The sequence below is a fragment of the Paraburkholderia sediminicola genome, from assembly GCF_046026675.1.
In the GTDB taxonomy this organism is placed as follows: domain Bacteria; phylum Pseudomonadota; class Gammaproteobacteria; order Burkholderiales; family Burkholderiaceae; genus Paraburkholderia; species Paraburkholderia sediminicola_F.
In genome coordinates this window covers 2,155,653-2,177,084 of the sequence record NZ_JAQQEY010000002.1, presented here as the reverse complement: position 1 = coordinate 2,177,084, position 21,432 = coordinate 2,155,653, and the positions used below count along the sequence as shown (strand labels likewise).

Annotated in this window: 21 protein-coding genes and 1 pseudogene; 18 read left to right on the top strand and 4 right to left on the bottom strand. The window is 57.1% G+C overall.

Annotated features, from left to right (window positions below; genetic code table 11):
- Positions 1–27: 27 nt before the first annotated feature.
- The 8 genes and pseudogenes from PQQ86_RS29415 to PQQ86_RS29380 all read left to right on the top strand — a co-directional run bounded on the left by PQQ86_RS29415 (position 28) and on the right by PQQ86_RS29380 (position 6,632).
- On the top strand, positions 28–537 hold the full coding sequence (locus PQQ86_RS29415) for a phage major tail tube protein (protein WP_408275024.1): 510 nt from the start codon (positions 28–30) through the stop codon (positions 535–537).
- A 75-nt stretch (positions 538–612) separates the two neighbouring features.
- The gene (locus PQQ86_RS29410; RefSeq protein WP_408275023.1) at positions 613–978 is read left to right on the top strand and encodes a phage tail assembly protein; all 366 of its coding nucleotides are present in this window, start codon (positions 613–615) and stop codon (positions 976–978) included.
- Positions 979–986: 8 nt separating this feature from the next.
- Positions 987–1,100, top strand: a complete 114-nt coding sequence (locus PQQ86_RS29405) for a GpE family phage tail protein (protein WP_408275021.1) — start codon at positions 987–989, stop codon at positions 1,098–1,100.
- Positions 1,101–1,115: 15 nt separating this feature from the next.
- On the top strand, positions 1,116–3,797 hold the full coding sequence (locus PQQ86_RS29400; protein WP_408275018.1) for a phage tail tape measure protein: 2,682 nt from the start codon (positions 1,116–1,118) through the stop codon (positions 3,795–3,797).
- 11 nt (positions 3,798–3,808) lie between these two features.
- Positions 3,809–4,195: pseudogene (locus tag PQQ86_RS29395) on the top strand (phage tail protein); the annotation flags it as partial.
- Positions 4,196–4,512: 317 nt separating this feature from the next.
- Positions 4,513–5,580, top strand: coding sequence for a phage late control D family protein (locus tag PQQ86_RS29390; protein WP_408275015.1), 1,068 nt, complete (start codon positions 4,513–4,515; stop codon positions 5,578–5,580).
- A 198-nt stretch (positions 5,581–5,778) separates the two neighbouring features.
- Positions 5,779–6,144 (top strand): tlde1 domain-containing protein, encoded by a 366-nt coding sequence (locus tag PQQ86_RS29385; RefSeq protein WP_120296296.1) that lies wholly within the window; start codon positions 5,779–5,781, stop codon positions 6,142–6,144.
- Positions 6,141–6,632: a hypothetical protein gene (locus tag PQQ86_RS29380; protein ID WP_408275013.1), complete on the top strand. Its 492-nt coding sequence runs from the start codon at positions 6,141–6,143 to the stop codon at positions 6,630–6,632. Before PQQ86_RS29385 ends, PQQ86_RS29380 begins: the two co-directional genes overlap by 4 nt.
- 376 nt (positions 6,633–7,008) lie before the next feature.
- Here the strand turns inward: PQQ86_RS29380 and PQQ86_RS29375 are convergent, their stop codons facing one another.
- Positions 7,009–8,067: a hypothetical protein gene (locus PQQ86_RS29375; RefSeq protein ID WP_408275010.1), complete on the bottom strand. Its 1,059-nt coding sequence runs from the start codon at positions 8,065–8,067 to the stop codon at positions 7,009–7,011.
- Positions 8,068–9,298: 1,231 nt separating this feature from the next.
- Here PQQ86_RS29375 and PQQ86_RS29370 point away from each other — a divergent pair.
- From PQQ86_RS29370 to PQQ86_RS29350, 5 genes are all read left to right on the top strand, one after another.
- Complete coding sequence (locus PQQ86_RS29370; protein WP_408275007.1) at positions 9,299–11,116, top strand: tetratricopeptide repeat protein; 1,818 nt, start codon at positions 9,299–9,301, stop codon at positions 11,114–11,116.
- Positions 11,117–11,350: 234 nt separating this feature from the next.
- Entirely contained in the window at positions 11,351–12,412 is a 1,062-nt protein-coding gene (locus PQQ86_RS29365; protein ID WP_408275004.1) for a hypothetical protein, read from the top strand.
- A 784-nt stretch (positions 12,413–13,196) separates the two neighbouring features.
- Positions 13,197–14,246 (top strand): winged helix-turn-helix domain-containing protein, encoded by a 1,050-nt coding sequence (locus PQQ86_RS29360; protein WP_408275002.1) that lies wholly within the window; start codon positions 13,197–13,199, stop codon positions 14,244–14,246.
- Between the two features lie 194 nt (positions 14,247–14,440).
- Positions 14,441–14,791 carry a hypothetical protein gene (locus PQQ86_RS29355; protein WP_408275000.1) on the top strand — a complete coding sequence of 117 codons (351 nt, stop codon included), beginning with the start codon at positions 14,441–14,443 and terminating at the stop codon, positions 14,789–14,791.
- 548 nt (positions 14,792–15,339) lie between these two features.
- On the top strand, positions 15,340–15,813 hold the full coding sequence (locus PQQ86_RS29350) for a response regulator receiver protein (protein WP_408274999.1): 474 nt from the start codon (positions 15,340–15,342) through the stop codon (positions 15,811–15,813).
- Positions 15,814–16,014: 201 nt separating this feature from the next.
- Here PQQ86_RS29350 and PQQ86_RS29345 read toward each other — a convergent pair whose 3' ends face one another.
- Positions 16,015–16,302, bottom strand: coding sequence for a hypothetical protein (locus tag PQQ86_RS29345; RefSeq protein ID WP_408274996.1), 288 nt, complete (start codon positions 16,300–16,302; stop codon positions 16,015–16,017).
- Between the two features lie 383 nt (positions 16,303–16,685).
- On the opposite strand from PQQ86_RS29345, the gene PQQ86_RS29340 reads away from it, so the two are divergent.
- Entirely contained in the window at positions 16,686–16,940 is a 255-nt protein-coding gene (locus PQQ86_RS29340; protein WP_408274994.1) for a type II toxin-antitoxin system RelE family toxin, read from the top strand.
- Positions 16,924–17,250, top strand: a complete 327-nt coding sequence (locus tag PQQ86_RS29335) for a helix-turn-helix domain-containing protein (RefSeq protein WP_408274991.1) — start codon at positions 16,924–16,926, stop codon at positions 17,248–17,250. The genes PQQ86_RS29340 and PQQ86_RS29335 overlap by 17 nt, the downstream gene beginning before the upstream one ends.
- 70 nt (positions 17,251–17,320) lie before the next feature.
- On the opposite strand, the gene PQQ86_RS29330 is transcribed toward PQQ86_RS29335, so the two are convergent.
- Complete coding sequence (locus PQQ86_RS29330) at positions 17,321–17,851, bottom strand: IS21 family transposase (RefSeq protein WP_408274990.1); 531 nt, start codon at positions 17,849–17,851, stop codon at positions 17,321–17,323.
- 255 nt (positions 17,852–18,106) lie between these two features.
- On the opposite strand from PQQ86_RS29330, the gene PQQ86_RS29325 reads away from it, so the two are divergent.
- Positions 18,107–19,522 (top strand): ISNCY family transposase, encoded by a 1,416-nt coding sequence (locus tag PQQ86_RS29325; protein WP_408265958.1) that lies wholly within the window; start codon positions 18,107–18,109, stop codon positions 19,520–19,522.
- 320 nt (positions 19,523–19,842) lie between these two features.
- Here the strand turns inward: PQQ86_RS29325 and PQQ86_RS29320 are convergent, their stop codons facing one another.
- A complete protein-coding gene (locus PQQ86_RS29320; protein WP_408279392.1) occupies positions 19,843–20,091 on the bottom strand; it encodes a LamG domain-containing protein in 249 nt (82 codons plus the stop codon).
- On the opposite strand from PQQ86_RS29320, the gene PQQ86_RS29315 reads away from it, so the two are divergent.
- A complete protein-coding gene (locus tag PQQ86_RS29315; protein ID WP_408274988.1) occupies positions 20,065–20,322 on the top strand; it encodes a hypothetical protein in 258 nt (85 codons plus the stop codon). The genes PQQ86_RS29320 and PQQ86_RS29315 overlap by 27 nt on opposite strands.
- Before the next feature lie 64 nt (positions 20,323–20,386).
- Entirely contained in the window at positions 20,387–21,427 is a 1,041-nt protein-coding gene (locus PQQ86_RS29310) for an EpsG family protein (protein WP_408274986.1), read from the top strand.
- The last annotated feature ends 5 nt before the right edge of the window (positions 21,428–21,432 follow it).

Below are 21,432 nucleotides of genomic sequence, written 5' to 3'. Positions count from 1 at the left end.
GCACGGCACAACCAGGAGAAAACAAACATGGGTATGCCTCGCAAACTCAAGGGCTTCAATCTGTTCCACAACGGAAACAACTTCAGGGGGCAGGTTGCAGAAATCACCCTGCCGAAGCTCACGCGAAAAATGGAGGATTACCAGGGCGGCGGCATGAGCGGCCCGATCAAGATCGACTTTGGTCAGGAAGCGATCCAGATGGAGTGGACATGTGGCGGTTTCATGTCGGAGGTACTGAAACAGTACGGCATTACCACGCATGACGGCGTACAGCTGCGTTTCGCCGGCGGCTATCAGGCAGAAGATTCGACCACGTACGACTCGATCGAAGTCGTCGTCAAGGGCCGTCACATGGAGATCGACCCTGGCACTGCGAAGGCGAAAGAGGACACCGCATTCAAGGTAACCACCGTCGCAAGCTATTACAAGCTCACCGTGAACGGCGAAGACATCATCGAGCTGGACTTTATCAACATGATCGAGAAGATCAACGGCACCGACCTGCTTGCCGCGCTGCGTACCGCGATCGGCCTGTAACGCGGCCGCCATGCAATACCCGCCTGCCTGCTCGATCGGGCAGGCCTCTCACTCCCTCACATCAAAGGCAACACCATGCAAACCATCGACCAGTCGCCGAACACGAGCGTATCGACCGACACCAACGCGCCGGCGGCCGCCAGTAAAGACCCGAACACGCATACGCTTGACGTGCCGATCGTGCGCGGCTCGCAGACGATCGACACTGTCACGTTGCGCCGGCCGAAATCGGGCGAGCTGCGCGGCGTGACGCTTTCCGACCTCGTCAATCTCGACGTGACCGCGCTCTCGCGCGTGCTGCCGCGCATCAGCTCACCGACGCTCACCGAACAGGACGTGGCAAACCTCGACCCGGCTGATCTGGTGCAACTAGGGGGCATCTTTTCCGGTTTTTTAATGACGAAGGCGATCGCCTCGAAAGTGGCATCCCTGATCGCGTAGAAGATCCGATGGCCGATATCGCCACGGTGTTCGGCTGGATGCCGGCGGCGATGGATGATTTTTACCTGGACGAATTAATGGAATGGCGTGAACGTGCGCGCCGACGGTCAGGCACGGAATAAGAGAAGCGAATAACGATGGATAACGCCCTGAAGCTTCGCGTCATGTTCGACATGATCGACAACATGACGAAGCCCCTTAAAACCATGCTGGCGGGTCACAAGGGGCTTGCCAACTCGCTTAAGAACACCCGGCGCGAGCTGGCCGAAATGGGCAAGACGCAGAAGGCCGTCGCCTCGTTCCGCGAAATGCGCATCGGTCTCGATGCGACCGGCACGCAGCTCGCCACCGCGCGCGGCAACGTCAAAAAACTGGCCGACTCGCTGCGCACGATGGGACCACCGTCGCAAAGGATGATTGCGGATCTGCAGGGCGCACGCGAGGCGGCCCGCGCTGCCTCGCAGCAACACAAGGCGCAGACTCAGGCCGTCAACGAACTGCGCACGAAACTCGAATCCGCCGGCGTTAATACGCGCAATCTGTCGCAGCACGAGCGCGAGCTGCGCGCCAACATGGCGGCAACCACCTCGGCGATGAACGCACAGGCCGCGAAGCTCGAGCAAATCAGCGAGCGCGAGCGGCGTGTTGCCACGGTGCGCAGGAGCATGCAGACCATGCAGGGCGTCGCGGCTGGGATGGCGGTCGGTGGCTATGCCGCGAAGGCCACCGGCATGCACATGATTGGCGATCTGCGTGAGACGCTGGACGAATCGAAGAAGGCCGAAGCCGAAGGGATGCGCATCAAGGCGCTCGGCCTCGGCGATCATGCCTCGGCCGACGCGGTCAAGTATGCACGTGCGATGAAGCTGTACGGCGTATCGACGACCGATAACCTCACCATGATGCGCGATTCGCTGACGATTTTCGCGGACGAACATCATGCCCAAATGGTAATGCCGACACTCGGCAAAATGAAGTTCGCCAATGAAGCCATGTTCGGCGCAGAGGACGCGCACGCGAACGAAGAAAAGTTCATGAACATGCTCAAGGTGATCGAGCTGCGCGGCGGCACGAAGAACGAAGCCACATTCAAGGACGAAGCGAACATGGTACAAAAGGTTCTGACGGCCACCGGCGGCCGCGTGGGCGGCGACGAGTGGCGCAACTTCATCCAGACCGGCGGCGTCGCAGCCAAACAGATGCGCAAGGACGCGTTCTATTACCAGATGGAGCCGCTCATTCAGGAAATGGGCGGCCATGCTGTCGGTACCGGCCTCATGTCCGCTTACAGCAACGTCTACCAGGGTAAAACGACCGTCAAGGCCGCCAAGGCGATGATGGGGCTCGACCTGCTCGACAAGAACAAGGTCGAGTACAACAAGATCGGCATGATCAAACAGATCCGGCCGGGCGCGCTCGCCGGCGGCGACATGCTCAAGGCCTCGCCACTCGAATGGCTTGAAAGGGTTCTGTTGCCGAAGCTGGCCGCGAAGGGCATCACCGACCCCGACAAGGTCAAGGACATGATTGCGACGATTTTCACGAATCGCACTGCGGCGAATCTGTTCACGACGATGTACATGCAGAAGGACCAGATTCACAAGAACGAAAAGCTCAACGCCGGCGCCGATGGCATCGACGAGCTGAACACCAAAGGCCAGCAGCTCACGGCCGGCCGTGAGATCGCAGCGCTCTCGCAACTGCGCGACCTGAAACTGGAAATCGGTGAGAAGGTTTCCCCGCTCTATAACGCTGGCCTGCAGGCAACGGCGGCCGCGACAGAGAAGGTCGTCGCCTTCATGCGCGAACACAGCACGGCCGCGAAGGCGATCATCGTCACCCTGGCCGCACTGGCGGCGCTGCTCGTCGTCGCCGGCACGCTGACGATTGCGCTCGCCGGCATTCTCGGCCCGATGGCGATTCTCAAATTCAGCATGACGACGCTCGGCATGCAGGGCGGCATTCTCGCGCGCGTGCTTGGGCTGGGTGTGGGCGCGTTCCGGATGCTGGGCTCGGCGATCATGTTCGTCGGCCGCATGATGCTGATGAACCCGATTGGCCTCGCGATCGCCGGCATCGCGCTCGCCGCGTTCCTGATCTATCAGTACTGGGAGCCGATCAAGGGATTTTTCGGCGGGCTATGGGAACAGGTGCGCGGTGTGTTCGCCGGCGGGATCGGCGCGATCGGCGCATTTATCCTCAACTGGTCACCCCTCGGCCTGTTCTACCAGGCATTTGCGGGCGTGCTGTCATGGTTCGGAATCGACATGCCGGCGAAGTTTTCGGAGTTTGGCGCGAACCTGCTTTCCGGCCTCGTGAACGGCATCACCGGCGGACTCGGCGCCGTGAAAGACGCGATCGTCAACGTCGCCAGCTCGACCGTCGGGTGGTTCAAGGAAAAGCTCGGCATCCATAGCCCAAGTCGCGTTTTCGGCGAGCTGGGCGGATTCGTCAGCGAAGGCGCGGCCGTCGGCATGGAAAGCGGACAGGGTAGGGTAGCCAAAGCCGCGATCGGTCTCGCAGCGGTCGCCGCGACCTCGTTCGCCTCGCCGGCGATCGCGGCCGGCGCGCAGCTCGCCAATGCAGCCGCCGTGCCGCTCGTGCGGCCTACCGTGCCGTTCGATACCCGACCACCGCTCACAGCGGCACCAGCGACCGGAAATGCGGCCGGCGCTGCAGGCGGAGCAGGGCAAACCATCATCAATATCTATCCGGCCCGCGGCGACGACCCGGCCGCGATCGCGCGAGCGGTTGAGGCCGCACTGGATCGCCGCGAACGCGCGAAGCAATCGCGCATCGGCTCGCGCCTGTCTGACTAGGAGACCCCGACATGATGCTGTCACTCGACCATTTTGTTTTCAGTCTGGCCACCGCTCCGTATAAGGAGCTACAGCGGCAGCGCAACTGGAAACACCGCACCAGCTCGCGCGTTGGCGTGCGCGATGCGAGCCAGTACAACGGCCCCGGCGATGACACGATCACGCTTAACGGCATGGTCGCAGCGGATAACAAGATTGGCACGCGCGCATCGCTCGACCAGCTGGGCAAGATGGGCGATGTAGGCGATGCCTATGTTCTCGTCGATGGGATGGGGACGGTATTCGGCGCGTTCATCATCGACGGACTGAACGAAACGGCGACGTATCACACACCCGAAGGCATCCCGCGCAAGATCGAATTCAGCCTCACATTGAAGCGCGTCGCCGATGAAACACTGGCGGCGCAGCAGGGTGACGGAAAGGAGACAGAGAGCGCGGCCGCAAGCCGGTTGAACGATATCAGGGCTGTCTCAAAGGTGGCATCCGACGCTGTAGAGCGGGTTAAGAATCTGTCCCTCAACAGCATCAAGGCCGGCGCGATCACTGTCGCCGCGACGATGGCGCCCGGCGCAGCAGAAGCCGCGATCAAGGGGCTCTCAACGGGAAGCGGCGAAGCGCTCGACAAGGCATTGAGCGCGGCCAAGGACATATCGTCCGGTAATGGCGAAGCGGTCGCCGGTGTCGTTTCGTACATCCTCGAAAAATCGGGCGGCGCATGACCAACCAGACGCCCGCAATCGCGCGCCGGCAACCGCAGGCCGATTACCGCATCACGCTCGACGGTCGCGATCTGTCGCGCCTGATCGCGCCGAGCCTCATAAGCCTGTCGCTCAAGGAGTCGCGCAGCGACGAAGCCGATACGATCGACCTCGTCATCGACGACTCGAAAAACACATTCGCCATTCCGAAGCGCGGCGCGAACATCAAGGTAGCGATCGGATGGGTCGGCGAGCCGCTCGTCGATAAGGGCACGTTTTCCGTCGATGAAGTCGAGCATAGCGGCACGCCTGATATCCTGACGATCCGCGCGCGGTCGGCGTCGATGACAAACCAGATGCACGAGCGGCGCGAACAGAGCTGGCACGCGCAGACGATCGGCTCGATCGTGCGCGCGATTGCCGGTCGCCACTCGCTCAAGGCCGCGATCGCCGACGCACTCGCCACGGTTACGATCGCGCACATCGACCAGACGCACGAAAGCGATATGTCCTTTCTGACGCGGCTCGCCAGGCGGTACGACGCCGTGATGAACGTCAAGGATCTGAACCTGCTGTTCATGCCCATAGGCTCTGGCAAGACGGCAAGCGGGAAAGCGCTGACGGTGTTGAACCTGACGCGTGCAGACGGCGACACGCACCGTTACCACGTCGCGCAGCGTGAGAGCTATTCGGCCGTGCGGGCGCACTACCACTCAAACACCAAGGGAAAGCGCAAATCTGTCGTCGTTGGTGGCGAAAACAACAGGAACGTGAAAGTGCTGCCGGAAGACTATGCGAGCGAAGCCGAAGCGCGCGCGGCCGCCGAAGGCGAGTTTGCACGCACGCAGCGCAGTCAGGCGACGTTCTCGTACCAGCTCGCGCTCGGCCGGCCCGAGGTTTTCCCCGAGCTGCCGGTGAGCGTCGCCGGCTTCAAACCGGAAATCAACGAAACGCCCTGGCTTGTGAAGGAAGCGACGCATTCGCTCAGCGGCGATGGCGGCCTTACCACGTCGCTCGAAATGGAAGTTCGCGACGACCCGGCCACCGATCGGCACCGCTCGCATTTTCGCAAGGGCGGGCAGTGACATACCGGCGCGTGATTAAAACTGATGCATTGAAAGGGGCGCCAAGCGCCCCTTGTTTGTGGCTATCGCGACCGATGCAAGCGGCATAGAGGAAGGCATAAAGCTTTATATGACCGGCTGGTTTATCTGATAATGTGCACTCCGCGTTTCCCCCTGGTCGGTGAGAACAGCTTTTTACAGTTGAAACAAGGAGCGCTTATGCCGTGGTCATATCAGCAGAGCACCGGAAACCTTTCGTTCAATGGCGAATTCGTTGAACGCGGTTATTCCGGCGCGGCGACAGGTAAAAACAATCCAGCTATGCAGGCGGTTCCGAACATCGGGCCAATCCCGCGCGGTAATTATCAAGTCGGCGAACCCCACACCTCCCCTCACACGGGAACCTACACACTCAATCTAACGCCGACTGCTGGAACCAATACGTTTGGGCGAAGTGCTTTCAGGATTCATGGCGATAGCCTGCACCACCCGGGTACAGCGTCCGAAGGCTGCATCATCATGGGCGTTCAAACTCGCCATCGCATATGGGTGAGCGGCGATCGTCGGTTAGAGGTTATTCAATGAAACGCGCATCCGGTTTCACGCTTGTACTCGCTTTGGCCTGCTCGACCGCAAACGCGGGCGCACAAACAAGCCCTTCCATCTTAGCCAAACTGATCAACGACGAAGGCGCAAAGGCCGCGGTAAGCGCCATGTCGGAGTCAGAATGGGACAACGTTCTTACCCGTATCGATTCTGGCAATGCCGCGTGGATCGCACTCGCACCAAAGCTTGCAAAAGGGACTGACGGCGGGAATTCGGAAGACCTCGGAATCGGATTGGCCTACGCGCTCCCGAAAAATGCCAAGGCGGTTCTATCGGTCATCGATCCCGACAACGGGCCAGTGCTGGGCGTCAGTCGCGTTTGCTCTGCGCCGTTCATCGAAGATACAGTGAAGGACATTCCCGCGTACATCAAGCGTGCCAAAGCGGCGCTAACCAAGGTCCACGAACCATCGTTGCAAAACGTGAAAAAAGATTGCCTGACGGAGCTATCAAAGCCGCAAGGATAAGCATATATAAAACGTTGGATTTCTCGATCCCTGAAAAAGGGGCAACCTATGCCCCTTTTTTACGTCTCGACGTCAGGAACTAAGGCGGTTGTTATCCGGCTCTGTGCGGCCATGAGGTGTCGTTCGACACCCTCGTTCATCGGACATTCGGGCGACTGCTTCGCCTCGCAATCAGCCGTTGGATTGGTGACTACTTGTCGTCTCGCCATCTGCCGTCGATGGGATATAGAGGTTTCTTTTGTGCCAATCGGACCGCCACTAGGATTTTTTAGATAGCTGTCTAAACTGCGTGGAGGTAGCTACGCGCGGTTTTTATAGTGGCGGGGATATCGCTGTGCGCAGCCAGCGACACATGCGTCTCTCAGAGAGCATTGATCTAGCTTTCTTTAGCATCGATGAGTCGTTGGAACGCCTTTCTCCAAAGGTCGGGATTCGGCCCAGGAAGCGTCTCGTGGACCGTACGTGTGCCCACAAATCGAAAGAGTAGACCGTAGTCAGTTGAATCAGGCAGCGACAATCCGATATCTTGGCAAGCATCCTGCGTTTTGCGCCAACCAAGCGGTACGTCATGCAGGGCCCCAGAATAGTCGCCCTCTTTACTAGGAGGCGTGATGAAGATCGTTTTATTCAGATAATTGCCTTCAACAATTTGCTTCACCTCCCAGAGTGTCCCGAGATGATACGACGGAATGACAAATATGAAGGTAGCATGCTTAATGAGCCCTAGGGCAACCCGCTGCCAATCTTGTTCCGTCGTCAATGCGCGTCCCGCGCCACGATGCTCACCCGGATTTCCGAGGGCGATGATGCGGAGCGTAGCCTTCAATGCACGGGCGGTCAGCCTTTCAATGTCGTCGTATCCGTCGTATTCAAACTGTTCCAATTCAAATGGCACCACCTTCGATTTGATCTTGTATTTATTGGTAGAATCAAATGGACGAAGATAAATAAAGAAAGGCTCCCAGGTGACCGCCTTGGCATCAAGATTGGGAACGGGAGATTCAAAGTGTAGTATGGCGCTCACTATTGCTTGTGCCCGTCTGTCGTCCCTCTTTTGCTCCGCGCCACTACATTTGTGCAAAACGAGGTACCCTGTTCCCAGCAATATGGCATTTATCACAAAAGAGATAAGGCCTTCCGGCGACAAAGGAGTTTGCTTAAAAAATAAAGTATCAACAAGAAACCCCCCGACGCCTGCAAAGACAAACAAAGAGCCAAGCCACTTTGTTCTCGATAACAGCAACGCTGGAGCGCATTTATATAGTAATAAATATCCTGATCCGAGCATAGTCGCGTTGATCGAGAGGCCGGGAATAAAATAAAATGTGAAAGGATTATTTTTTATAATGAAAGCGTTGGCAATGAATCCTGCAACGCCTAGAATCATAAGCAGGGAAGCAAGCCAAATTGAGATTTTTACGAAAAAAAGCTTCATTTTTTGGTTGCTCCGCACCACTATTCAACGCAGATGCACGTCATGTTCAAGGGTGACTATTTAACACAGCATCAAAGTAAATCACTTAGAAAAACCACCCATAGGATGATATAGAGCAGAGAGGATAGCAGGCCAATTCTGAGTATGCCGGACCCATACGAAGCTGCCCGTTTAAGTTTTAGAGGCTCGGAGCCTTTTCCCTTCGCTCCGTTCCAGAACTTGAATTTTGCGGACACCTATTCTCCCCCTTTACAGGAGCGAGCGTGACGACGTTGGGAAACCAACTCGAACCGGACGTCGGCCGACGCCTGAAGCCTTTGTTAAGAGAGTACAGGTCAGACTGGACAAGTCAACCCGCCAAGGGCTGGCGATGGCAGTGATGACAAGTTATACCCGGAAACCTGCCGCCGTCGACGCCGCGCGTTCATGGTTCGCAAAGTGTCGACTTGCGTGGGGTGCGGTCTGACCAACATCGTCCCACCAACCGGGTTCACCATCGGACCGGGATCGGCCGAGGGTGTGTCAAAACACAAAAGTTGAAGGTTTTGAGGGGTCACTTTGCCCTTCCTGACACGTCACCAAGCCGTTGTAGGCCCTTCTCGAAAGCCGACTTTTTGAACGAGAGGCGTGAGCCTGACTTTTGACACACCCTCGGCCGGCAGCGGCCATTAGCACACGTTCCAATGCGGACACTCGAACGTCGGGTCCCCCAGAGAACGGGCTTTAGCGACCGTACTCTTGCCGGACAATCGAACCCAGATTGGCCGCCCGATGTAGCAATACCCGCGCGGGCGACACGCCGCCGGACTCAGTTGGGTACAATTCCCAGCGTTTCTCATGAGCTTGTAACGAAGCATGCGCCGGATCGTCTTGGTTTCCCAGTGTCAATCTCCGGCAACTTCTCCTCTTGATTTCGCGTACGCGAGTCCTATGATTCCGTGATCAGTTCCTTCTCAGCGACCTGTCAGAGGCATCATGGTCATCGATCCGCCAGGCCAGACGAAACGCTATTTGGAGGGGCGTCACTACCGTGCATTCCCGATCAATATATTTGGCAGGCTCTGACCGCGTTGAGATTTCGACGGGTTAGAAGAATTGAACGATTTTAAGTCGCCGTTTTGGACGAGAACGCCGTTACGTCGAGCTGTTTGGCTGGGTGCAAAAATTTGAGATAGTTAATGGCGTTTCCCCTATCCGGATAATCTATTGGCCGCTTTCGATTCATTGGTTTATGCAGAAATCCAATAAAAATAAAAGGCGGCCGATTCAGCGAAGTCAGCCCACAAACCAAAACGTCGAAGAAAGTGAGGTAAATCCGGGGCGACGATCCACTGCCGCGAATTCATGGGGAAAAGGCGGCAGGGTATATAGGTCGTGGCGCAAAATCGACGAGGTCGGGGGTCCTTTGGCGAACATACCATTTTCCACCTTCAATGGTCATCTAAAGAGCATGCGCTGGTCGCGTTTCAGCGATGCGGCGAAAGAGGCCACGAAATTAGCTTTCCCCCATTTTTTTCAGACGGCCGCTGCCGATCCGGAAATAAAGCGTTTCTTCCGTAACCGGCCATCCAGCGGTACGCAACCACCATATTCATATCGAAGATTCGCAGGAGGGGCGGAGTTCCCGCGAGAACGTTACTATTCCATATCAGACGGTAACAGCGGCGACGACCAGGAAACACTACTTTACGAGTTGTTAGCTTACACTGCGCCTGGGACGGCCGGCGCGATGATTCCGATCGACGGGCTCTATCGAAAAAATAGGGAAACAGTTGGACGCGAGTTCGGGATCAATCCTGCCCGTTTTTCAACGAGAGCAATAAATCTTTTGTTCATAGATGATGATGAAAGAACCCTCACGCCGTTATTCAGGAGTGAAGGAATGCGGTCGCACAGGAAGTTGACCGAGATTGTTTGCTTGCCATACACGGTCGAGAGGATGACGATCGAAGGTGTGATCGATCTTCGCCTTCCACAGACGCGGGAGTGGTTCGAGAAAAACATCCTTGCTGGCCTTCCGGACATTCGATTCGTCTACGGTAAGGCACGTGTCGAAAGACTCAGCGTCGGCATGGAGCGACCGGAGAGGAGCGCTAGGAGGCCGCGGCGCCAGGCGCCCGTGAGTGATCGAGTAATGCTTACATGGGCACCACGGTCAAACTGGGACGGTGAAACGATCTTCGGAACTGATGACTTCTTCGGCCTATTGCCATTTCTGACTTTTCCACAATTAGGAGGAAGCCCGGTCACCGAGGCCATTGGCGTTTGGTTGCGAAACATCGGTGCCAACGGACTTGTCTACCCGTCTGCCCGCAACGACGTTGCTGTGCGGGTTGAAAAGGGAGTATTGATCGGATCGCGCGGGTGGTGTTTCGTAGACTACCGCAATGCTCCACCTCCAACAAACGAATTCCGACTAATCTTTGAACCCGATAGCTGGAGCAGCATAGACGGCTTTTTGCAGCCGGAAGTCATCATCGATAAAGCCAATCATGCTTTCGGCTCTTGGCGTCTCCTTGGCCGGGCGCACCACTCCGCTAGGCAATTTCGAGCGGGTCAATTGGCCCTTCTCCGGGCAATGCTGAGTCATCAACGTGAAAATCAGACAGGAAATCCCTCGCGGAAACTTGAGTCGCTGGCTTCCAGCAGCGTTGCATACCGCTTGTGGGCAGCGAGAGAAGCCTATCGAGCGAAAGATTATGCATTGTGCAAAGAAGGATTGTACGAATTGGTGCGGTATAACGCGGCATCGGCCGACGCTTACTTCCTTCTTGGGTTGACGGAAGCGAAGCTTGGCGATCATCAGGCAGCGATCACAGCATTTGAGAATGCCTCGATCCTTGACCCCGGAAAATCCGAAGCTCATGCGAATATTGGTAACAGTTTTATAGTCCTCGGCGACTTCGCCCAAGCCGCCGCCGCATACTCTCGCGCCCTCGAAATTGATCCGAATGATTCGGTGGCGTTGCGCAACATCAAAACTGCAAGAATTTTGTCACGAAATCTCCGCAGCAATCGCGGATCGGCAAAGAAACTGGATGGGGGTTAGCCCATTACGCAAGGATGAGCCGATGATCCGGTATCTGTGCGAGTAGTGCCAAATTGTCGGATGTACGAGCGTGAGGTTGTGGTTTCATCAAAAACGTTTAGTAGCTATTTGAAGCAATCGTGGTAAGGAGTTCGGCAAAGCACGGAATGAATTTTGCGCCGACGGGGCAAACGCAAGCGCTCGCTGGTGCACTTCCCAAAACGAGAATTTTGTACAAGTTCCTTCGGAGATATCATGAGCGCCACTATTACGGACTTTGTTGCGGTGATTGGTGGCCTTTGGCAACTCGAGCCAGTTAAAGCGGAGGCAGCAAGAGCTGCGGCTGGCGCGGTCGGGGCGGAGCTCGCAAAGGCCGGCTTTGGCCTCGTTGTCTATTTTTCCGACAAGGAGTCGCTGGAGCCCCATGTTGTGTCTGGATACTGTGCCGCATTGTCCGATGGTAACGGGGTGATCCGTGTTCGGTATGCGCAGCCACAACGCGGCGAAGTCAAATTCGAAGAGGAAGAAACTCACGCGGAGATTTTTGAACATCGCTTGTTTCCCGGCCAAGACTGGGAAGCGCCGTTTTATCGATCGTTGGCGGAGGACAACGGCGTCGATGGAATACTCTTGCTTGGGGGCGCCGCCTCAACACTCATCGCGGGGCAAATAGCGGTGGCACGCCGACTTCCGGTGCTTGCGATCGATCAGTTTGGCGGATCTGCAGCCAAGATTTGGAATCAACTTGCGCAGGCCTCGTCTGAAGGCAGTCAATCTTCTTGGGGAACGCGTCCCGCCAGAGCATTCGTGCAACAACTCAAGGACGAATGTGCCGCAAGACGTGCCAAGCGCGACGAAGAAAGCCGCCGACAACGGATCTTCGAAGCAATTACGACACAGCGCAAACAAGTTGGCCATGCGGCGGGCGCATTCGTAACGCTTTTGATCAGCTTATTTTTCGGAATGGTATATACACCACTGCCCGGCGCATATACTTTCATTATGTTTTTGGGGCTCGTTTCGGCGGGGGCTACCGGTGCCTTAATCCGATTGATACTTTCCAAACTCGAGCAAACTGATCCTCGGACGTCGCTTTTTCTTGGTAGCGTCGCAGGGTTCGTCGTTGGGCTCGCTTACCTTATTCCACAGTGGATTGGTGCTCCGGGAGTTCTTGCGTCCACTGAATCTGCTGTAACAGCCACTGACAAAATCCAATTCGCATCAGCTGTCCTTGTTGCGATTTCCGCTGGCGTAGGGTTCGATACCGTTTTCAACCGACTGCAGAAGGAAGCTCAGGGCATTTCCGTCAGTCCGTAGTCTTGGGGAAAGGGGCTAAGTTTAATAACCATTTCTCTCGGAAGCGACCATTCGAGTTGTTGCATCGACCGGTTGAATCCGCAGCTTGCTTCACCCGCTAACTTGGCTGGTTTCGTGGTTTCTGAAGGGAAGGTTTCGCGGATATAGTTCGGATTGCGTGACGATAGTTGTTGCAGACAAGCTCCGGTGACAACGGGGTACTGCATTGCAATGAGATCAGGCGGCTTGCCATACGTTAGAGACCGTGAGACAAGATCCCTGACGTCCGCCTCGGTCGGCATTCTGCCGACAGACTCGATGGGATGAATGGCCGTTACACTCCGAAAGCTGCCGATTGGACGGCGCCTGATCCAACGGCCGGAGAGGGTCGAACAGAGCCGTTCAAGGTCACTTTGACGGGTCTTCTCAGGCGGAGACTACCCGAAGCGTCAATCCATCGCGATGTGATGCACGTCGTCGGCAGCGTACGCGGCGTGAAAAAAAGCCGGCGCGAAGGCGGCTTGAAACGATCTAGCATCCGAGTGAGCTAGAACCTGAGAGGAGGTGAGGCACAGGCGCGACCTTCCCACAGGCGCTGAACGCGTCTGGGAAGATCTGACATGAGCGGAGGCGCGCATCCTACCTGAGAACCGACTGGATATGCTTAAGGAAAACTGAAGAGTCAATTGCAAGGCGCCACGCGAAACGAAGGCGGAGAGGCCCGCCACGAAAGATGTCGAAAATCGTGTATAAATATTGTGAATGTCAGAGCGACATAGCCACCAAACCACTTCCGCCAGGGACGATGAGTAAGCAGATCGACGATGTTCCGCTCGCGCGGCGTAGGGCTCTCGCCGCTGAGCTTCTGTTGAACGGTGAGGGTATTAGCGAAGTGTCCAGGAAGGCCCGGTTGAGCCTTCCGACCGTGAGCAAATATAAGGACCTGGTTGAAAGAGGGGGAGCTGCCGCCCTTGCTCACCTTCGCATCCACGGGGGTGCCCCGCGACTGGATGATGCTTCGCAAAGCTGGCTCGTTAGCGCGATCAAGCACTCACCCGGCCTTCATGGATATCCAGGCCCGACCTGGACTATACGCCAACTGCGCGAATTGATCTTTCGGCGTTTCGCAGTCCAGTTTTCAGCTTCGCATGTTGGTCACCTTGTTCGGGGCTATGGCCTCGCATACCGACTCACTTATTCAACTTCAGAAAAAACGTCGCCGGCTACCGTTCAGGCATCGCAGAGCGACGTCTATGCCGCGCGCCGAAAGATTGCTGCGAAAATGCTGCTGGATGGGGACAGTGTCGAGCGCGTCTCGAAAGCGCTCAACATCAGCGTGCGCACCATTACAAAATACAGATCAATGGCAATGGCTGATGGAGTTAAGGCTGTTGAACAGCTCAAGTCGTCCGGGCGCAAGGCTACGCTTGGCCCCGAAGCTCTTGAGTGGTTACGGGCGACATTGGAGGGTAGCCCCTTGGCCCACGGTTATGAAACCGAACTCTGGAGAAACGGGGATGTCCAAAAGCTGATCAAGGAGAAGTTCGGCATTTACCATTCCACTGGACACGTGAGAACCGTCGTCGGGAAACTTGGAATGGGCCATCGAATGCGATCGCCGAAGCAGCGCACGGACAAAAAGCCTTCCGCGATGAATGACGAAACGCTGGCATGGGTTGCCGCAGCACTCAGGCAGTCGCCTCGAGCGCACGGAATAGAGGCTGATCACTGGACCAACGCACGTTTGCGCACCGTGCTTCATCGGCGGGTAGGCGTCGATTATTCTCGCGGATATATATGGGAAATTGCCGCCCGTGCTGGGGTGGCAGACCTGCTTACAAGACGCCGTAGCTGAAGAGTTCATTCTGGTCCTGGCCGCCTCACCGTATGTGTCCTCTGCAGCAGCGCGGAATCGCTGCAATGCGTCGCGAACAGCGTGCAGCTCGTTTCTTACCGCTCGGCGCTCAATGCATAGTCGTCCCATTGCGGCCCATTTCAATGCCGTAGACTGTTAGCTCTGCATCCATCCAGCTCGGCACCAAACGAGAAATGAACAACTCGAGCAACCTTGACGACGAAGCCCGTGCAGAGCTGCTTTGCTATCTGGTGGTGGGGCAACTGATTGCGCGCGCTCGAACAGGCGGCTGGCTGCGAACCGATCATGTGGTGGAGTTGCTGAACATCTGGCTCCAAGGCAATGGAGCGCGAGCCGGCTGGCTTGACCGTCTGTATCTTGGTGCCCTATCGGAAAAGATAGCACTGGACTTCGCCGAGCTGGCAGCGTTCGAAAATTCGGAGTCGCTCGCGCAGCTGTTCACCGATGGCTGGCGTATGGACTACCGGTCGCCGCTCGTTGGCCGGATCTATTCGGCCTGTGAAGACGAGTTGAAAAAGGGTTAGGACCGCTCAATCGGGATCATGTTGCCGGGTTCCCGCAGGGTGAGTTCAAGCGCAACCATTCGAAGTTCAGGAACATGCGGGCGGGAGGGCCGCCCGCAAGTCTGCGCCGCACCTCCGCACAGTCATTCTCGGGAGGACAGGTCAACCGATACGCTCATTGCGGTCGGCCTGTGGTTACCGGGCAGAAAAAAAAGCCGCAGACGATGCTGCGGCGAACAAACACACACGCCGAACGTTGGGAACGCTGACGCGTTCTGTCATGCTATCCAGGCTCGTTGCGGATGCAAATCGGGTGTCTCGTGTGATGAATTCCGTCTCGCCCCGTCAAAGCTTGCAAAGACGGGCTTTGCGGCATAACTGGATGACGCGGTGGTCGCAAAAAAACCACACAGAACTTTGGGCCAGGCGTAAAAAAATCAATACCGGATTGGTAATGATCGGCATAGACGACGGTCCAGCGATGTGAAATCATCAGCCAGCCCGGCTGGAGCGAAGCTCTGGCTCCGGTTGTTCCCTGTTGCTCGTCGCAACCAACCAAAGTGGGTTTTATGTCCCTCCCGTCAATCACCCAACGTCCATCCCACGACGACGGGGGACAGCTTGCGCTGTGGCGCCTGAAGAGCGCAATCAGTGCAGTCGACTCTCAAAGTGTGGTCGTTGCCCATGCCGAAATTTCGGTAGGAGAATCGATAGCGTTGCTACTGAGGTTGAAAGGTTTTGTCGCCGTAGCCACATCGACTATGGAAAACCTGGAACTCATGCTTGAGCATTGGAAGCCGCGCGCGTTGCTGATCGACACGCGCCTGTGTCATGCCGACGACTTCCGGTTCGTCCGGCATGCAGCCAGCGATCCCGCCTTCAGCGGTGTCGTGATTGTCGCGATGACGAATGTCTTTCCCGAAGAGACGGCACGCGATATCAGCCAGATTGGCTTTGACGGACTATGTCGCAGGCCGTGTCCGGTTTGGAGGCTTGCGGACGTGCTTGAGGGGCATTTTCGCCCCTCGCGGGATCGCAACTAACGTCGCACGGTTGCCCTGAAAAATTCTTCGATGCTTAGGATGCCAAAACCGGGTAACTGGCCAGGTGTCGGGCACGACTTGCGGGTACCGTTAGAAGCGGCCCATCCCGCCGGATGGGCCGAAATGTCCAGATCACCCCAAACAACAATGCCGCTGTGAGCTAGGCGATTAATTCAGTGCGAGCGCGGTGCATCCGGTATTTCATTGGGGTGGCGTTTCGACCGGAGTGCGGCTCCGGGATATTGGCGTCTCGCCCTGGTTACTATCAACGTTGCCGTCACGCTCGCAGATCCATTCAAACGCCCATTGTTGGGCAACCTCGATCGCCTCGTCCTCCGTGTCGAAGTAGGAGAGATCGCGCTCGATGTGGATTTCACCATCAACGTCATCGTCAGTCGAAGCACGGACCAGTCGCGCGTGTGCGAAGAATTTCCCAAGGGAGAAGTCCGGAGTCGCGTCGATGATCCACCCACGGTACCCGCATTGCATGATTACCTCCGATACTCAGGCTGTTCGGGATTCGAAAAGACAAAGCATGGATTGGTCCGGTCATAATCGCTAAACCTCCTTCCACGGTCAAAAGTTCGCGGGTTTCCGCGCCTCGGCAGTTGAGCAGGCAGTCATCTCGGACTACCGATAATGTTATAGACCTTCGGCAGCCCAACGAGGACTCCTACGGTGCACGCACGCAAAAAAATGCCCATTCAAATAGACCGCGAAATCGAGCGGTTAAGATCCGAGAAAACCGTGACTTGGAGCGCATCTTTAGGGCCGCACCATGAAGTGCGGAGCTGCTTCAAGGCGGGCAGGGGGCTCGGCGTCAGAAATAGGTGAAGCTGGCATAAAACTTATATTATACTTATAATCGAAGTATGAACGCGATTAACTGGACCCAGAAAGCGGCAAAACAATTGCGCAAGCTTGACCGGCAGCATCAGGTTGCGATTCGTGACGGCGTGAGCACTCTGGCCGCGATGCCAGATTGCCAGAGCGTGAAAGCGCTGACCGATCACGAATACGGCTACCGGCTCCGCGTCGGCAATTACCGGGTCTTGTTCAACTGGGACGGCGCTGTCAAGGTCGTCGAGATTGAGGAAGTGAGGAAACGCAATGAACGCACGTACTAACATTCAGGTCATCAACGGACCGGACGGCAAACCCGCCTATGTCGTGATTCCGTACGCGGAGTATGTCGCCGAGCATAGTGCTGAACACGGCCTGATTCCGCACGAAGTCGTGAGCCTGACGGTTGACGGTGCAACGCCGGTTCGCGCCTGGCGCGAGCATCTTGGCCTGACGCAGGTTGAAGTCGCTGCACGTATGGGCATCAGTCAATCAGCCTACGCACAGCAGGAAGGCAGCGATCGCTTGCGCAAGGCTTCACGCGAAAAGATCGCGACCGCGCTCGGCATCACGGCGGTGCAGCTCGACTTCTGACGGTTCCCAAACCATCCAGATTGAATGGGGCGCCAGACGCCCCATTTTCCGCCCATACGTCGATTAGCCGTCACGATGCTGTTTTGTCATGCACGTACGTAGGTGGGCCAATACCCGCAAACATCCGGCCGGAGCGCCACATTCGCGGCAGCTCGACTGCCTGGGTGCGCCAGCGCGCGAGTACGGCCGCGAACGTGCCTTCACGCTTGGCGCGTCGGATTTTTTCGACTACGTTCCAGCCGCGTACATATAGCGCAAAGCTGCGCCTGCTGGAAACGTAATGCGGGGCGTGAACGCCGACCCACGCGAGCAATTCAGCGGGCGGAACATCCGGAGCAGCGGGATCGGGTTCGATATTGGCCACTACAGGCGTTTCATCGGCCGACATACCGTTGCTGGAATTGCCTTGCGTCGCGGAGGTTTCAAGCGCGAGCAGGCGAAGCATTTCGATGCGATGCCACGGTATTGGCGAGCGGCCGGCGACGTAGTTGCGGATCGTTCGCGAGCAACAGCGCAGTTTCCTAGCGACTTCGGCGATTGAAAAACCGCCGGTCAGCGCCAGAAACTCATGCAGACCGCCATGTCGTTGTTGTGCGAACACCTGAGAACCCTCTGAAGTCTGAAGGGCGCGCAATCTAACGTAAACATTACAATCTTGCAAAATACGCTACAGATTGTAAGCAACGGGGATTTGGTGTTAGCAAGTCTATTTGACATAATATAAATTATCAACATTTCGAATGTCAGGGCTTTTTAGAAATGTCCGGTTCTGGCTCATTAGAAATGTCCGGTTTCCTGCTCCGGGCTGGCTGCTGTGGCGCATGCTGCGGCATCCCAGCGAGCCCGGAGCCAGATCATGAACGGACGTGGATTCATCACGATCAGCATGCACGAGCTCGAGCGCGTGAAAATCATCGAGGCGGTCGTCCAGCATCGCCTGACGATCGTACTGGCGGCTGAACGGCTGCAGCTGTGTGAGCGCCAGATCAGCCGGCTGGTGCGGCGCTACGAGGCTGCTGGACCGGCTGGGCTCGTCTCGGCGCGTCGTGGACAACCCAGTAACCGCGAACTGCCGGTGGATGTCCGTGCGCGGGCGATGGCGCTGGTGCGTGAGCGCTATGCCGATTTCGGGCCGACACTGGCGTGCGAGAAGCTGGCTGAATGTCATGGCGTGGTGCTGGCGAAGGAAACCGTGCGGCGCTGGATGCGGGAAGCCGGACTATGGATTCCACGCAAACTGCGGCCGCCGAAGCTGCACCAGCCGAGAAACCGCCGCGCGTGTCTGGGCGAGCTGGTGCAGATCGACGGCAGCGATCACCGCTGGTTCGAGGAGCGCGCGCCAGCGTGCACGCTGCTGGTGTTCATCGACGATGCGACCAGCCGGCTGATGGCGCTGCACTTCACGGCGACCGAATCGACCTTCAGCTACTTCGAGGTGATGCGCCGTTATCTCGAGCAGCATGGCAAGCCGGTCGCGCTGTACAGCGACAAGGCCAGCGTGTTTCATTGCAACAGCCATTCGGTGACGCCTGGCAAGGGCGTGACGCAGTTCGGGCGGGCGCTGTATGAGCTGAATGTGGATACGTTCTGCGCCAATAGCAGCCAGGCCAAGGGCCGTGTCGAGCGCGCCAACCTGACGTTGCAGGATCGCCTCGTGAAGGAGTTGCGGCTGCGCGGAATCAGCACGAAGGAGGCGGCCAACGCTTACGCGCCCCACTTCATTGCTGACTTTAACGGCCGGTTTGGCAAGATGCCGCGGAGCACATTCGATGCACACCGGCCGCTGCGTGCCGACGACGATCTTGATCTGATCCTGACATGCAGGGTGCCGCGGCGCGTGTCGAAGGTATTGACGGTGCAGTACGACCGGGTGATCTATCTGCTGGAGGATACGGTAGCGAACCGCAGCCTGATTCACCGTTATCTGGATGTGTTCGAGTATCCGGATGGGCGTATCGAGATCCGGGTGAATGGCGCTGCCCTGCCCTGTGTACCGTATGACCGGCTCTCGGAGATCGATCAGGCGGCGGTGGTCGATAACAAGCGGCTGGGACACACACTGCAGATGGCGCAGGTGATCCAGGCACAGCGTGATGACCGGCGGACATCAGGCTCCCCATCGAGGACCAACCAGGGTGAAGCGCCGCGTCCGAAGGAGCGCAAGGTGGGCACCCGCAAGCAGCGCGAGCTGACCCGGGAGCAGTTGAATGAAGCGATTCTGGGAACTGCCGGAATGCGGGTTGGCTCGGTGCTTGAAAGCCGTCTAACATAGAGATTTCTGAACCTCAAAACCGGACATTTCTAAAAAGTCGCAACCCGGACATTTAAAACCAGCCTCGACAATGGTTGTAGTAGCTTTATAGAAATGTCGTGTTCTAGCCATTTAGAAATGTCGTGTTTTGGCCTCGGTATGCTTGCCGGTTCCCTGCGGGACTATGGAGCCGGCCATGCATGCAGCTGCACTGGTGACATTGAACATGCGCGAACTCGACCGACTGAAGATGATCGAGGTTGTGTGGTGGACACGGGACTGAAGCCCGGCCGCGCGGATGCCAACGCGCTCACGGTATGGCAGCATCCGCCAGCCTGTCACTACGCTGAAATCAACGCCGCAATCTGCTCTGCACCAAGCGCGTTACGGTAGATGCGAAACTCGTCGACCAATCCATTGAAATACGGATCGGCTGAAAATTGCGATCGCCCAATCCAGTTCTGGCTCGTGCTTTCCACACGGAACGGCGCAAACGACATCGCCGTGTTGGAGCTGATCTCCGCACCGTTCAGATACAGCGTGCCGACGTTACCCGATAACTCATGCTGCTCGAAGTCGTGCTGGTGGATGCAGGCCAGGCCTATCTGTTTTCAACGCCGCTTTCGTACATCTACAAGGCGCAATTCGGCGCGCGAACAGGCCTGAGCGCGCAACTTTGGAAAATCCAGAAAGGCGAACAGGACAACTACCTCCAGTTGCGCAGACGCAGAGCTATCAGCAATGTCGAATGGCTGTGTTTTTCCCTGTTGAGCGCGGTCAAGTATTTTCGACGCTGCCTGGTGGCGCGGAGGTTCACGTGAGGAATCGTCCCACAACCCACGTACCCGCAAGCACCGCAACGTATCAACTGGCCGGGCGCGAGATATGACTTACTACCTCATTCCCCTGCTGATCTTTTACTTCGGCGTGGCACTGTGCATTGCCTATGGTGGGACCAATCCCGCCGTCGTTCTCACGTGTGCGTTTCCGATGGTGGCGCTGGCCGTCTTGCGTGGCCATACCGGTACCGACACGGCGGCGTATTACCAGGCGTTCACGGACCTCGGCAAGGGCAATGGCTATGGCGCTGAACCGCTATTCAATGCGTATGCGCAGTTTCTCTGGGCCATCGATCCCGACCCGCGCTTCGTCGTCAACAGCATTTCCATGACGACGGCGCTGCTGTTGCTGTGGTCCATTTCCCGCAGCCGCTTTGGCATCTGGTTCGGCGGACTGGTGCTCGTGCCCGGCATGTTCTACGAACTGACCATGAACGTGATGCGATTCGGTCTGGCGTCGGCGATCTTTCTGCTCGCGACCCGCGTTTCGCCCCACCAGAAGCCGCTTCGATACGTCATTTACGCGTTGATCGGCACCTGTGTGCATTTTTCTTCGGCGCTTCTGTTTCTGCTTTTCATTGCAACGACCCGGCGCGGCCACACGCTGATGTTTGTCGGCGTTGCGATTGCCGTCATCGCCGGCTCACTGTTGATGCCTGATTACTTCGCCGACAAGACCAGTCTCTACACCGGCATAGCGGCTCCGAATGCCTCGTCGGGATTGCTCTTTCTGCTGATCCAGATGCTGATGCTAGGCGTGATGATCGTGTACCGGCGGCAGTTCGCCATTCCACCCATCGGTTGGCTGATCTGTGCGGTGTTGGCAGCCGCGCTTTACGGCATGACCCAGGTGACCTACGCGGGCATCCGCTTCCAACTGATCCTCGTGTTCCTGATGCTAGTCGTGCTCTGGCGTCAGTTCTCTCCACCGACAGGGCGCATGCGGATCAATCTGGCGACGTGGCTGTTCCTCATCGGACTGATCGCGCTCGCGGGACGCATCCACAACATGACCGATGAAGAAGGACACGGCGAGTCTCCGTTCCTGCCTTATCAGACGGCCCCAGCAATCCAGCAACTAGGGTGAGCGAT